We start from the raw sequence: 13,267 nt of genomic DNA on the forward strand, positions 1-13,267 counted from the left end.
CGGGGAGGCGTACGCGGGGGTCGTCGCCGGCTGGCGGAACCGGGCCGCGGAAGAGCTGCGGCGCGACGCCGTGGCCGCCGTACGGGCCGCCGCCGGGCCGGACTTCCGCATCCTGCTGCACGCCGACTCCGCCCCGCACCGCTGCGGCGCCAACGCCGGCGTCGACCCGCGGCAGGTCCTGGACTACGCGGACGGCGTGGTCGTGCCGTGCACGGGGAGCGCGGAGGACCGGGCCGCGGCGCTGGCGCCGTTCACGGGGCGCGGCGTCCGGGCTGCGAACTTCACGGTCGTCCGGGGCATGGGCGGCAGCCCGGACACGCTCGCGGCGGACGCCGCCCACGCGGCCGCGTCCGGCGCCGACGAACTGCGGCTGTACCACGCGGGCCTGGCGTCCGACGTGGACCTGGAGGAGGTCCGTACGGCGCTCACGGAGCTGAGCGGTTCGGGCGCCTGAAAGGAGGGCGCTGCGCCCTAGAGGCGCCGCGTCGCCAGCGTCAGCCGGTCCCGGGCGTCGAAGAGCGCGTCCTTGATCATCTGCTCGTGGGCCGGGGTGAGCCGGGCGACCGGGACCGAGCAGCTGATCGCGTCGCGGGCCGGCGTGCGGTACGGGATCGCCACCCCGAAGCAGCGCAGCCCGAGGGTGTTCTCCTCGCGGTCGACGGCGTATCCCTGCTCCCGTACCGCGTGCAGCTCCTCGATGAGCTTCTCGCGGTCGGTCGTGGTGTGCTCGGTGAGCGAGGGCAGCGTCTCCGGCAGCATCTTGCGCACCTGCTCGTCCGTGTGCGTCGCGAGCAGGGCCTTGCCGAGCGACGTGGAGTGCGCGGGCAGCCGGCGGCCGACGCGGGTGAACGGGCGCAGGTAGTGCTGCGACTGACGCGTCGCCAGATAGACGACGTTCGTGCCGTCCAGGCGGGCGAGGTGGATGGTCTCGGTGGTGTCGTCCGAGAGCCGGTCCAGGGTGGGCCGCGCCGCGGCCACGACCTCGTCGCCGTCGATGTACGACGTGCCGACGAGCAGGGCGCGCACTCCGATGCCGTACCGCGTGCCGGTGGCGTCCGTCTCCACCCAGCCCAGTTCGACGAGCGTGCGCAGCAGCATGTAGAGACTGGACTTCGGGTAGCCGACGGCCTCCTGGACGGAGGCGAGGCTGTGCATCCCGGGGCGGCCCGCGAAGTACTCCAGCAGTTCGACCGTCCGCACCGCGGACTTGACCTGTGATCCCCCGGTCTCGGCAGCCGGCATCGCCCTTGACCCCTCAGTTCGGACAGTCATAGAGTCCCAGAGTATTCACACTCCGGGACGCGGTTCAGTATATCGAACGCGCTCGGACTGCAGAAGTACTCGGCCCGGGAGGAATGCACGGTGGCAGCACCAGTCTGGAGCGTCGACCCCCGCAGCGGGAAGCAGCGCGAAGAGGTTGCGGCCGAGGCCACAGCCGAGGAGGTCGACGCGACCGTACGGGCCGCGCACGAAGCCCGCGGCTCCCTCGCCGACCGGGCCGTGCGCGCCGCCTTCCTGCGCCGCGCCGCCGAGCTGCTCGATCAGGCGGGCGAGGCGGTGATCGAGGCCGCCGACGCGGAGACCGCGCTCGGCCCGGGCCGCCTCACCGGCGAACTGACCCGGACGACGTACCAGTTGCGCGCGTTCGCGGACATCGTCGACGAGGGCTCCTTCCTCGACGTGCACATCGACCACGCGAACCCGCAGCTCGCCCCGCCCCGCCCCGACCTGCGGCGGTACAAGATCCCGCTCGGCGTGGTCGCGGTCTACTCCGCCTCCAACTTCCCGCTGGCCTTCTCGGTGCCCGGCGGCGACACCGCCAGCGCCCTGGCCGCGGGCTGCCCGGTCGTCGTCAAGGCGCACCCGGACCACCCCGCCACCTCCGAGCTGTGCGCGGCCCTGCTGCGCCGCGCCGCCGCCGAGTCCGGCCTCCCCGAGGCCGTCGTCGGCCTGGTGCACGGCTTCGACGCGGGCGTCGAGCTGGTCCGCCACCCGCTGATCACTGCCGCCGGCTTCACCGGTTCGGTACGCGGCGGCCGCGCCCTGTACGACGCGGCGGCGGCCCGCCCGCACCCGATCCCCTTCCACGGCGAGCTGGGCAGCCTCAACCCCGTCGTGGTCACCCAGGACGCCGTCGAGGAGCGCGCCGAGCAGATCGGCGCGGGCCTGGCCGGCGCGATGACGCTGGGCGTCGGCCAGTTCTGCGTCAAGCCGGGCCTGGTGCTGGTGCCCGAGGGCGCCGCCGGCGACGGGCTCGTCAAGGAGCTCACCGCCAAGGTCAGCGACACCGAGGCGGGCGTACTGCTCGACCACCGGATGCGGGACGCCTTCATCGCGGGCGTCCAGGCCCGCGCCCAGCTCCCGGACGTGGACGCGCCGGTGACGCCCGGCGCGGGCGGCGAGCACACCGTGTCCGCCGGCTTCCTTACCCTCCCCGCCGCCCGGCTGGCCGCCGACGGCCCGCACGACCTGCTCCTGGAGGAGTGCTTCGGCCCGGTGACGGTGGTCGCGCGCTACGCCGACGACGCCGAGGTGACCGCCGTCCTCGGCCGGCTGCCCGGCAACCTCTCCGCGACCCTCCAGCTCTCCACCGGCGAGTGTGCGGGCGAGGGCCGGGGCGGCGCGCTGCTCACCGAGGTCACCGCGCTCGCCGGGCGCGTCGTGGTCAACGGCTGGCCCACCGGCGTCGCCGTGTCCCCCGCCCAGCACCACGGCGGCCCCTACCCGGCGACCACCTCCACCTCCACCTCCGTCGGCGGCACGGCCATCGAGCGCTGGCTGCGCCCGGTCGCCTACCAGGACACCCCGCCCGCGCTGCTCCCGCCCGAGCTGCGCGAGGAGAACCCACTGGGCCTGCCGCGCCGGGTCGACGGCGTCCGCGAGGCGTAGCCGGACGGACAGGACACGACACCGTGCGGAACTCCGCGAGCGGCCCGGGCCTCACGGTCCGGGCCGCTGCCCCGCGTGACCTCGATGCGCTGGCCGCGCTGCACTCCGGGGCCCGCGCCCGGTACTTCAGGGGCCGGCTGCCCGACGCGCTCCTGGACACCCCCGCCGAACGCGCCCGCTCCCGCGAGACCTGGCAGCAGGCGCTGGCCTGCCCGGAGACGACGGTGCTGTGCGCCGAGCGGTCCGGCGCGCCGGTCGGCGTCGCCGCGTACCGGCCCGGCAAGGACGTGCCCCCGGGCGGCGTCGAGCTGAGCCAGCTGCACGTCGACCCCGCCCACTGGCGCACCGGCGTCGGCAGCGCGCTGCACGACGCCTGCGTCTCGGCCTGGCACACCGCGGGCCATGCCACCGCCCGGCTCCAGGTGTACTGGCACAACCGCCGGGCCCGTGACTTCTACGCCCGGCACGGCTGGCGGCCGGACGAGGGCCGCCGCCCGGCCCCCGACGACACCCACATCGGCCTGGCGCTCACGCTGGCACCCGGCGCGCGATGAGCTGGAGCCGGCTCACGGTGTGACCGTGCAGCGTGCCGACGGCGTCGGTGCGCTCCTCGGTGACGGTGAAGCCGTGCATCCGCAGCAGCCGCCGCAGGTGCTCCGGTTCGTGGTGCCGGACCACCGCGCCGTCCTCGGTGCGGAAGATTCCGTACGCGCCGAACTCGTCCTCGTACGCGGCATACCGGGCACGCGAGCGCGGGTCGGTCTGCAGCGGTACGTCACTGAGGTGCAGCAGCCCGCCGGGGCGCACCACGCGCGCCAGCTCCCCGAGGACGGCGCGCTGCCCGACATCGTGCGCCACGCGGGTGAGCACACCGAAGAGCAGCGCCGCGTCATGGCGCCTGTCCTGGTAGGGCAGCGGCAGCCCGGGGCAGTGCGTGAGCGGCAGCCCGGGGTGCTCCCGCCGCCCGTGCTCGACCAGCGCCCGTGACCCGTCGATGCCCTCGGCCGTGTACCCCAGTGCCGCGAGTGCGGCCGTTCGCCGGCCGCTGCCGCAGCCGAAGTCCAGGACCCGCGCGCCGGGTGTCAGGTGCGCCCGGAGGGCGGCGGGGTCGAAGGGATGGCCGGCGGCGGGGTCGGTCCCGGCGCTCTCCCAGGAGCCGAGACGTTCTTGAGGCGTAGTCATGCCCGGACCGTACCGGCGCGGGACGGCGCGGACGGCCCGATGCATGGCAAGTGCATCGCCGAGCGCCGGAGGATAGCGCAAAACCGCCCATCGGTGCGTAAAACTGGTCCCTCCCTCCCCACGGAGGCGCCCTCCGGGAGCCTCCTCCAAGCAGTCCTTTGGGGGTGGCCAAGAAGAATCGGGATGGACGCCGGGATGCGGAACGATCACAGTGGTGCAATGACGCAACAGCGACTGGGCGGCGCGGAGTTCGCGCCCGAGACGACCTATCTGAACACCGCCGCCAGCGGGCTGCTGCCCGCCAGGACCCGCGCGGCGCTGCGCGACGAGCTCGACGTCGCCACCTCGTACGGCACGATGGGCCACGACTACTTCGGCCCGGCGGACGCCGCGCGGGCCTCCTTCGCGCGGCTGCTGCGCACCACCCCGGACCGGGTGGCCATCGGCGGCTCGGTCGCCGTCTCCAGCGCGCTGATCGCCGCCGCGCTGCCCGAGGGAGCCGAAGTGCTCATTCCCGAGGGCGAGTTCAGCTCCGTGGTCAACCCCTTCTCGATGCGGGCGGGGCTGCGGGTGCGCACCGCGCCGCTGGAGGGGCTGGCCGACGCGGTGCGGCCGGACACCGCGCTGGTCGCCTTCGCCGCGGTACAGGCGCTGGACGGCCGGATCGCCGATCTCGCGGCCGTCCGGGACGCGGCCCGCGCGCACGGCGCCCGGACGCTGCTGGACGTGACGCAGGGCGCGGGCTGGCTGCCGCTGGACGCCCGGCAGTTCGACTACCTCGTGTGCGGCGCCTACAAGTGGCTGCTGTGCCCGCGGGGCACGTCGTTCCTGGTGGTCGGCGAGGACGCGCCGCAGCCGCCCGCGCTGCACGCGGGCTGGGTGGCCGGCGCCGACCCGATGCAGTCCAACTACGGCCCGATCGAGCGGCTCGCCGAGGACGCCCGCCGCTACGACGAGCCGCACGCCTTGCTCTCGTACACCGGAGCCCAGCACTCCCTCGCGCTCCTCGAAGAGATCGGGGTGGCGGCGGTGCACGCGCACAACACCGCGCTGGCGGAGCGGTACCGCGCCGGCCTCGCCGAGCTGGGGCACGAGCCGCTGCCCGCGCCCGGCTCCGCGATCGTCACCGTCCCCGGCCTCGCGGACGCGCACGCACGGCTGGCCGAGGCGGGCGTCGTGGCGGCCGTACGGGCGGGAAAGCTGCGGGCCGGCTTCCACCTGTACAACACACCGGACGACGTGGACCGGCTGCTGGAGCTGCTCAAGTAACAGAGCGTCAAGTGGCAGGTGGTGCAGGAGGGTTGACATTGCCGGGAATGTGTCGGCGGCAGGGCGTGTTGGGGACCGGTGACCCCACAGGACTTTGTGAAAGGAACGCCTTGACCACTGCCTTCGACCCCGTCGACCTGGCCGGGCTGACGCTCGCCAACCGCCTCGTCATGGCCCCGATGACACGCAACCGCGCCACCGCCGACGGCGTGCCCACCCCGTCCATGGTCCGCTACTACACCCAGCGGGCCTCGGCCGGTCTCATCATCACCGAAGCCACCCAGCCGAACGTGGTGGGCCGCGGCTACCCGCTCACCCCCGGGCTGCACACCGCCGAGCAGATCGCGGGCTGGCGTACGGTCACCGACTCCGTGCACGCCGCGGGCGGCAAGATCTTCGCGCAGCTGTGGCACGGCGGCCGCATCGGCCACCCCGTGCTGCTGCCGGACGGCCTGATACCGGTCGGGCCCTCGGCGGTCGCCGCCGACCAGCAGGTCTTCACCCAGGACGGCATGAAGGACTGCGTCGTGCCGCGCGAGCTGTCCGACGACGAGGTGCGCGAGACCATTGCGGACTTCGCGGTCGCGGCGCGCAACGCGATCGAGGCCGGCTTCGACGGCGTGGAGATCCACGGCGCCAACGGCTACCTCATCCACCAGTTCCTCTCGCCCGCGAGCAACCTGCGCACCGACGAGTGGGGCGGCTCGGACGAGGCCCGCGCCCGCTTCGCGATCGAGGTCACCAAGGCCGTCGCCGCGGAGATCGGCGCGTACCGCACCGGCCTGCGCATCTCGCCCGGCAACCCCTTCAACGGCATGTCGGAGCCCGAGCCCGAGGCCACCTACACCGCGCTGGTCGAGGCGATCGCCCCGCTGGGCCTGGCCTACCTGCACGCCTGTGACGTCCGGGACGCGGGGCTGCTCGCGCGGCTGCGGAAGCGCTTCGGCGGCACGTTCGTCCTGAACCCCGCCGTGGACGGCCGCCCCGCCGGGCCCGAGGAGCTGTCCCTGGTCGAGGAGGGCGAGGCCGACCTGCTGGCGTACGGCCGGCTGTTCCTCGCCAACCCCGACCTGCCCGCGCGCCTCGCGGCCGGCGGCCCGTTCAACGAGCCGGTACGGGAGAGCTTCTACGGCGGCGACGACAGCGGCTACGTGGACTACCCGGCGCTCACCGGCTGAGCGCCCCCCCCGGACCCCGGGCGGGTGGCCGCGCCCTACGGCCATCCGCCCGGGCCGCCGGCTTTCGAGTCGCCGAGGTGTGTCCGCTTGTTTCCTGCCCGGGCGCGGCCGGGTCCGGCTAGCGTCGCCCGGACGCCGGGCAATTCGGCCGGGCGGACGGCTACCGCGCGGCGGCGCGGCGAGCTAGGAATGGCAGCACGACCTCACGAGGTGGTGCCGGTGGACCGGAGAGCCGCTCATTCGTCAACTCCGCCGCGCGACGAGGACCTGCACCGGCGACTGGTGTACGGCGACGAGTCCGCCCTCGGCGAGGTGTACGACGCCTTCGGCGGGCTGGTGCACGCCGTCGCCCGCAGCGTCACCCGCAGCACGAACGCTGCCGAGGACGTCGTCCAGGAGGTGCTCACCCACCTGTGGGCCCGCCCCTACGCCTTCGACCCGGCCCGCGGCTCACTGCGCGCCTGGCTCAGCATGCTCGCCCACCGGCGGGCCGTCGACCGGGTGCGCGACGCGGCGCGCGAGCCCGGGGCCGCCCTCGCCGACGCCGCGCTGCTGCACGCCGCGCTCACCGAGCTCCCGCTGGCCCAGCGGCAGGTGCTCCACCTGGCGTACTTCGCGGGGCGCACCTACCGGCAGGTCGCGGTGGAGCTGGGCATTCCCGAGGACACCGCCAAGACCCGGCTGCGCGCGGCGCTGGGCAGCCTTGCCGACCGGCTGGCCGACCCGCCGGATCCGGCCGTCGAGAGAGGCATCTGATGGGCTGGGATCCCGCGGAGGAGCACCCCGAGATCGACGCGCTGCTCGCCGCCTGGGCGCTGGACGCGGTGATGTCCGGGGACGAGGAACGCATTCGCGCGCACATCGAGGACTGCCTCGAGTGCGCGGAGGAACTGGCGCGGCTGCGGGAGGCGGTGCACCGGCTGGACGGGCCGCCCGCCGAGCCGGCCAAGGGCGCCCGCCGGGGCGCGGCCAAGGTCGGCAGGGGGCGGCTGATGGCGGCGGCCCGTGCGGCGCGCACCGGGCACGACGCGCCCGCCGCGCACGCCGCTCCGTACGCCGCCGCGGTCGCGAGCCTGGAGGCGCTGCTGCGCGAGCTGGACGGTACGCCCGCGCGCTGGGGGACGCCGGTGGTGCACGACTGGGACGTACAGGGCACGGTCGCGCATCTGATCGCGGCGGACGAGCCGCTCGCCGAACGGCTGGGGCTGCTGCCGGTGACGCGCGCCGAGCCCGGCGGGGCCGGGGACGCGGCGCCGTGGGAGGTGCGCTGGGCGGTGCGTACGGAGGAAGTGGTGGCGTACGAGCACACCCGCCCGCCCGCCGAGACGGCCGAGGCGTGGCGGACCCAGGCGCACGGGCTGCTGGAGCTGCCCGAGGCGCGGGAGGCGGAGCCGGCCGCGCTGTCCACCGCGCTGATGGGCCGCCGGCTGCCGGTCGCGGACCACTACGTGATCAGGGCGTTCGAGACCTGGATCCACACCCGGGACATCGGGCGGGCGCTCGGTCTCGGCGTGCCCGCGCCGCCGCCCGTGCATCTGCGGCGGCTGGTGGCGCTCGCGGTCCGGATCCTGGACCTGGCACTGGGGGACGGGGCCCGGCCCGTCCTGCTGGCGGTGGAGGGCGAGGCGGGCGGCGACTGGGTGCTCGGCCCGGCCGCGGAGCCGGTCGCCGCGGAACTGGTCCTGGAAGCGGTCGACCTCTGCCTGCTGCTGGGCGGCCGGCTCACCCCGCAGGAGGTGAGCCGGGGCCAGGCAGGCGACGCGGCCGCCGCTCAGCACGTGCTGGCGACGGCCGCGTCACTCGCCTGGTTGTGAGCCGGAGACCCCTGGGCGGGACCCAAGGCCCCCCGGCCCGGAACCGGGCTCCTCGTCACGAGGGAGAGGACACCACGGGATCGTGCGTCACTTGACCGGGGTGAAGTCCCGGGCACCGATGTACTCCGGGCGCCGCACCGGGGCCGCGAACGGCTCCGCCGCGGGGTTCTCCACGCTGTTGAACACGATGAAGACGTTGCTCCGCGGGTACGGCGTGATGTTGTCGCCGGAGCCGTGCATGGCGTTGCAGTCGAACACCGTCGCCGAGCCCGCCTTGCCGGTGAACAGGCGGATGCCGTGGCGGTCGGCCAGCTTGGTCAGCGCCTCGTCGGTCGGGATCCCCGCGTCCTGCATCTGCAGGGACCGCTTGTAGTTGTCCTTCGGCGTCTCACCCGCACAGCCCAGGAAGAACTTGTGCGAGCCGGGCATGATCATCAGGCCGCCGTTGGTGTCGTAGTTCTCGGTCAGCGCGATCGAGATGGACACCGTGCGCATGTTCGGCAGGCCGTCCTCGGCGTGCCAGGTCTCGAAGTCCGAGTGCCAGTAGAACCCGGACGCACCGAAGCCCGGCTTGACGTTGATCCGCGACTGGTGGACGTAGACGTCCGAGCCGAGAATCTGACGGGCGCGCCCTACCACGCGCGGGTCGCGGACCAGCTTGGCGAACACCTCGCTGATCTTGTGCACCTCGAACACGGACCGGACCTTGTCCGACTTCGCCTCGACGATCGAGCGCGGGTCGGCCTTGACCTCGGGATCGTGGGTCAGGCGGTCCAGCTCGGCGCGGTACACCGTGACTTCGTCCGGCGTCAGCAGTTCCTCGATGGCGAAGAAGCCGTCGCGTTCGAAGTCGCTCAGCTCGGACGGCTGGAACGGGCCTGCCGTGCCGGGCTGCGACCACACCACCGGGTCCTGCCGCGGGGTGATCACCTCGGTGGCCCCACGGGTCGGGTACAGGTCGGCGGTGCGCTCGGGTGCGGTGGTCATGGTGTTGCCTTCCTCTCCTCTCGTACGTGCCTTCCTCAACTGCCGGACGGGGCAGCGGGCCTGATCCAGCGGCGTCAGCTCGCCTCGGGCTCGGTGAGCAGCGGGTACACGCCGTTCTCGTCGTGGTCCTCGCGACCGGTGACCGGCGGGTTGAAGACGCACACGCAACGGAAGTCCGTCTTCGGCCGCAGGGTGTGCTTCTCGTGGCCGTTGAGCAGGTACATCGTGCCGGGCTCGATCCAGTGCTTCTCACCGGTCTCGCGGTCGGTGAGCTCTGCCTCGCCCTCTACGCACAGTACGGCCTCGATGTGGTTCGCGTACCACATGTCGGTTTCCGTGCCCGCGTAAAGGGTGGTTTCGTGCAGCGAGAAGCCGACACCCTCCTTGGCGAGCACGATGCGCTTGCTCTCCCACGTCCCGGAAGCGGACTTGACGTGGCGGTCGGTGCCCTCGATGTCCTTCAACGAGCGAACGATCACGTGGTTCAAAACCTTTCTGTTCTGCGGGTGGTGAGATCCGCCGGGGCCGGCCGGCAGACAGCCGGCCGGCCCCGTGCGCGTCGGGTCAGACGCAGTCGCGGACCGCGCGGGCGAGGGTGCGCAGCCCCTCGTCCAGCTCCTCGGGGGTGGTGGTGAGCGCCGGCAGCAGCTTGACGACCTCGCTCTCCGGCCCCGAAGTCTCGATCAGCAGGCCCAGCTCGAAGGCCCGCTTGGAGATCTTGTTCGCCAGGCTCTTGTCGGCGAACTCCATCCCCCAGACCATGCCGCGGCCGCGGTAGTCCACACCCGCTCGCGGGTGCTCCTCGGCGATGGCACGCAGGTGCGATTCGATGATCTCACCGCGGGCGATGGTCTGCTTCTCCATCTGGCCGTCGGCCCAGTAGGTGTCCAGGGTCGCGGCGGCGGTGACGAAGGCCGGGTTGTTGCCGCGGAAGGTGCCGTTGTGCTCGCCCGGCTCCCAGATGTCCAGCTCAGGCTTGAAGAGCGTGAGCGCCAGCGGCAGACCGTAGCCGCTGATGGACTTGGAGACGGTGACGATGTCCGGCACGATGCCCGCCTCCTCGAAGGAGAAGAAGGCACCGGTGCGGCCACAACCCATCTGGATGTCGTCCACGATGAGCAGCATGTCACGGCGGTGGCACAGATCCGCGAGGGCGCGCAGCCACTCGGGACGGGCGACGTTGATGCCGCCCTCGCCCTGGACCGTCTCGACGATCACGGCGGCGGGCTGGTTCAGGCCGGAGCCCTGGTCCTCCAGCAGCCGCTCGAACCAGAGGAAGTCCGGGTAGCGGCCGTCGAGGTAGTGGTCGAACGGCATCGGGGTGCCGTGCACCAGCGGGATGCCCGCGCCGGCCCGCTTGAACGCGTTGCCGGTGACGGCGAGCGAGCCCAGCGACATGCCGTGGAAGGCGTTGGTGAAGGACACGATCGACTCGCGGCCCTTGACCTTACGGGCCAGTTTCAGCGCGGCCTCGACCGCGTTGGTGCCCGTCGGGCCCGGGAACATGACCTTGTAGGGCAGGTCACGCGGGCGCAGGATGACGTTCTGGAAGGACTCCAGGAACGCCCGCTTGGCCGTGGTGGACATGTCCAGGCCGTGGGTGACGCCGTCCCGCTCGATGTAGTCGATCAGTGCCCGTTTGAGTACCGGGTTGTTGTGGCCGTAGTTCAGCGACCCGGCGCCGGCGAAGAAGTCGAGGTAGGCATGGCCGTCCTCGTCGTACATGCGGCTGCCCTGCGCCCGGTCGAAGACGGTGGGCCAGCCGCGGCAGTAGCTCCGCACCTCGGATTCGACGGTTTCGAAGACGCTCAGATCCGGCTGGGTGATGGTCACAGCATGCTCCTGGGAGATGTGGGGTGTGACAGAAGGGGGGAAGTCTTGGGGTGCGCTCAGCGCGCTGGCTGGGCAGGGGCGGCGAAGGGGCCGATGTGGTGCAGCACCTCCGGCTCGTGGCCCTCCTCGGGGAACAGCCCGGCGTCGAAGAGGACCTCGCGCTCCACGGAGGCGCCGTGGCGCTCGGCGAAGGAGGCGAAGAGCCGGTTCGATGCGGTGTTGTCGGGCGAGATCGTGGTCTCGAGGCGAGTGATGCCCTGCTCCTGCGCGACGCGGCCGGCGAGGCCGTCCAGGAGAGCTGCGGCCAGCCCGCGGCCACGGTGCGCGTCGTCGACGGCGACCTGCCAGACGACGAGGGTCTCCGGGCTGGCGGGGCGGATGTAGCCGGTGATGAAGGCTGCCGTCTCGCCCTTCGCGTCGCGGGCTACGACGGAGGTGGCGGCGAAGTCACGACACCACAGCAGGTAGCTGTAGGAGGAGTTCAGGTCCAGCGTGCGGGAGTCCCGGGCTATGCGCCAGATGGCGGCCCCGTCCTCCACTCGCGGGGCATCGAGCTTGAAGCCCTCCGGCATTTCTCTGAATTCGCTTCGGGCACGTGCAAGGTCTGCTTGTGCGGCGGTCATGCGAATTAAATTTACCGAGGGAAATTCGAAATTGCATCGCGGGCTGGGGTTACGGAGGCGGGGGGTTCTGTGTTATCGCGCGGGGGCGCACGGGCGCACGGAAGACCCTTGGGATGTCTTGGTTTGCCCGGAAAATACGGGGCAAATCAGTCCGCCTGTGTGGTCGGTCACATGTGCGTAACGACCGCGAGATCCGTCCGAATTACGGGACTTGCGGGTCACCCGAATCGACGCGTTTGAGCTGCGGAAAAGCGGGCAGAAGAATACGGGAAGCTGCGCGCCTGAAGAATTGGCAATTCTCTGGTAACAGGTGTACAGCAAGGAAAGCCCGGAGCGCCATGGGGTTTCCGGGATTCTTCCCCGCCGACCGTCCCGTCCAGCGCCTCACGCGCGGCTCGTACAGTGCGTGCATGAGCGATAGCGCGGTGCTGCACATCAAGGGGAGGGTCCTGGCCGGGCCGGACGACGTACGGGACGGCCTGTGGGTCGTCGGCGGACGCGTCAGCTACGAGCGGCCGGCCGGGGCGCGGGACGTCACCACCATCGAGGGCTGGGCGCTGCCGGGCCTGGTCGACGCCCACTGTCACGTGGGCCTGGACGCGCACGGCGCGGTCGACGAGGCGACCAGCGAGAAGCAGGCGCTCACCGACCGCGAGGCGGGCACGCTGCTGATCCGCGACGCCGGCTCGCCCGCGGACACCCGCTGGGTCGACGACCGGGAGGACCTGCCGCGGATCATCCGTGCCGGGCGGCACATCGCGCGCACCCGTCGCTACATCCGTAACTTCGCGCACGAGATCGAGCCCGAGGACCTGGTGGCGTACGTCGCCCAGGAGGCGAAGCGGGGCGACGGCTGGGTCAAGCTCGTCGGCGACTGGATCGACCGGGAGACCGGCGACCTGGCGTCCTGCTGGCCGCGTGGCGCGGTCGAGGCCGCGATAGCGGAGGCGCACCGGCTGGGGGCACGCGTCACCGCTCACTGCTTTGCCGAGGAGTCCCTCGCGCCCCTCGTGGAGGCGGGCATCGACTGCGTCGAGCACGCCACGGGCCTGACCGAGGAGACCATTCCGCTCTTCGCCGAGCGCGGCGTCGCGATCGTGCCCACGCTGGTGAACATCGCGACCTTCCCGCAGCTGGCGGCCGGTGGCGACGAGAAGTACCCGCGCTGGGCCGACCACATGCGGCGGCTGCACGAGCGGCGCTACGACACGGTACGGGCGGCGTACGACGCCGGGGTGCCGGTGTATGTCGGTACCGACGCGGGCGGGTCGCTCGCGCATGGGCTCGTCGCCCAGGAGGTGGCGGAGCTGGTCAGGGCCGGGATTCCGGCCTTGGACGCGCTGTCGGCGACCGCCTGGGGCGCGCGGGAGTGGCTGGGCCGTCCCGGGCTTGCGGAGGGCGCCCCTGCCGACCTGGTGGTGTACGAGTCGGATCCTCGGGAAGACGTACGCGTGCTCGGTACGCCGCGGCGGGTGGTGTTGCGGGGGCGGGT

The 13,267-nt window shown here is 72.7% G+C and carries 13 protein-coding genes and 1 pseudogene; 8 read left to right on the forward strand and 6 right to left on the reverse strand.

The window, feature by feature from the left end; all coding sequences use genetic code 11:
• A pseudogene (locus tag CCS38_RS26755) lies at positions 1-454 on the forward strand (hypothetical protein); the annotation flags it as partial.
• Between the two features lie 17 nt (positions 455-471).
• Here the strand turns inward: CCS38_RS26755 and CCS38_RS26760 are convergent.
• Positions 472-1,242 carry an IclR family transcriptional regulator gene (locus tag CCS38_RS26760; RefSeq protein ID WP_030264575.1) on the reverse strand — a complete coding sequence of 257 codons (771 nt, stop codon included), beginning with the start codon at positions 1,240-1,242 and terminating at the stop codon, positions 472-474.
• A gap of 120 nt (positions 1,243-1,362) precedes the next feature.
• Between CCS38_RS26760 and CCS38_RS26765 the strand changes: the two genes are divergently transcribed.
• Both CCS38_RS26765 and CCS38_RS26770 read left to right on the forward strand, forming a co-directional pair.
• Positions 1,363-2,889: an aldehyde dehydrogenase (NADP(+)) gene (locus tag CCS38_RS26765; RefSeq protein WP_223735883.1), complete on the forward strand. Its 1,527-nt coding sequence runs from the start codon at positions 1,363-1,365 to the stop codon at positions 2,887-2,889.
• A 23-nt stretch (positions 2,890-2,912) separates the two neighbouring features.
• Entirely contained in the window at positions 2,913-3,443 is a 531-nt protein-coding gene (locus tag CCS38_RS26770; RefSeq protein ID WP_223735884.1) for a GNAT family N-acetyltransferase, read from the forward strand.
• On the opposite strand, the gene CCS38_RS26775 is transcribed toward CCS38_RS26770, so the two are convergent.
• On the reverse strand, positions 3,418-4,071 hold the full coding sequence (locus CCS38_RS26775) for a class I SAM-dependent methyltransferase (RefSeq protein ID WP_223735885.1): 654 nt from the start codon (positions 4,069-4,071) through the stop codon (positions 3,418-3,420). The genes CCS38_RS26770 and CCS38_RS26775 overlap by 26 nt on opposite strands.
• A gap of 219 nt (positions 4,072-4,290) precedes the next feature.
• Here CCS38_RS26775 and CCS38_RS26780 point away from each other — a divergent pair, with 219 nt between their 5' ends.
• From CCS38_RS26780 to CCS38_RS26795, 4 genes are all read left to right on the forward strand, one after another.
• Positions 4,291-5,340, forward strand: coding sequence for an aminotransferase class V-fold PLP-dependent enzyme (locus tag CCS38_RS26780; RefSeq protein ID WP_223735886.1), 1,050 nt, complete (start codon positions 4,291-4,293; stop codon positions 5,338-5,340).
• A 110-nt stretch (positions 5,341-5,450) separates the two neighbouring features.
• Positions 5,451-6,518: an alkene reductase gene (locus CCS38_RS26785; protein ID WP_223735887.1), complete on the forward strand. Its 1,068-nt coding sequence runs from the start codon at positions 5,451-5,453 to the stop codon at positions 6,516-6,518.
• A 189-nt stretch (positions 6,519-6,707) separates the two neighbouring features.
• Positions 6,708-7,274 (forward strand): sigma-70 family RNA polymerase sigma factor, encoded by a 567-nt coding sequence (locus CCS38_RS26790; RefSeq protein WP_223735888.1) that lies wholly within the window; start codon positions 6,708-6,710, stop codon positions 7,272-7,274.
• On the forward strand, positions 7,274-8,332 hold the full coding sequence (locus CCS38_RS26795; protein ID WP_223735889.1) for a maleylpyruvate isomerase family mycothiol-dependent enzyme: 1,059 nt from the start codon (positions 7,274-7,276) through the stop codon (positions 8,330-8,332). The genes CCS38_RS26790 and CCS38_RS26795 overlap by 1 nt, the downstream gene beginning before the upstream one ends.
• Positions 8,333-8,419: 87 nt before the next feature.
• On the opposite strand, the gene thpD is transcribed toward CCS38_RS26795, so the two are convergent.
• The 4 genes from thpD to ectA all read right to left on the reverse strand — a co-directional run bounded on the left by thpD (position 8,420) and on the right by ectA (position 11,775).
• Positions 8,420-9,319 carry an ectoine hydroxylase gene (gene thpD, locus CCS38_RS26800; RefSeq protein ID WP_223735890.1) on the reverse strand — a complete coding sequence of 300 codons (900 nt, stop codon included), beginning with the start codon at positions 9,317-9,319 and terminating at the stop codon, positions 8,420-8,422.
• Positions 9,320-9,393: 74 nt separating this feature from the next.
• On the reverse strand, positions 9,394-9,798 hold the full coding sequence (locus CCS38_RS26805) for an ectoine synthase (RefSeq protein ID WP_031064488.1): 405 nt from the start codon (positions 9,796-9,798) through the stop codon (positions 9,394-9,396).
• Between the two features lie 85 nt (positions 9,799-9,883).
• A complete protein-coding gene (ectB, locus tag CCS38_RS26810) occupies positions 9,884-11,152 on the reverse strand; it encodes a diaminobutyrate--2-oxoglutarate transaminase (RefSeq protein WP_223735891.1) in 1,269 nt (422 codons plus the stop codon).
• 56 nt (positions 11,153-11,208) lie between these two features.
• Positions 11,209-11,775 (reverse strand): diaminobutyrate acetyltransferase, encoded by a 567-nt coding sequence (gene ectA / locus CCS38_RS26815; protein ID WP_223735892.1) that lies wholly within the window; start codon positions 11,773-11,775, stop codon positions 11,209-11,211.
• Positions 11,776-12,185: 410 nt separating this feature from the next.
• Between ectA and CCS38_RS26820 the strand changes: the two genes are divergently transcribed.
• Positions 12,186-13,267, forward strand: a 1,082-nt coding sequence (locus tag CCS38_RS26820) for an amidohydrolase family protein (protein WP_223735893.1), incomplete at its 3' end; no start/stop codon positions are given.

Origin of the sequence: Streptomyces purpurogeneiscleroticus (assembly GCF_020024005.1) — a bacterium.
In the GTDB taxonomy this organism is placed as follows: Bacteria; Actinomycetota; Actinomycetes; order Streptomycetales; family Streptomycetaceae; genus Streptomyces; species Streptomyces purpurogeneiscleroticus.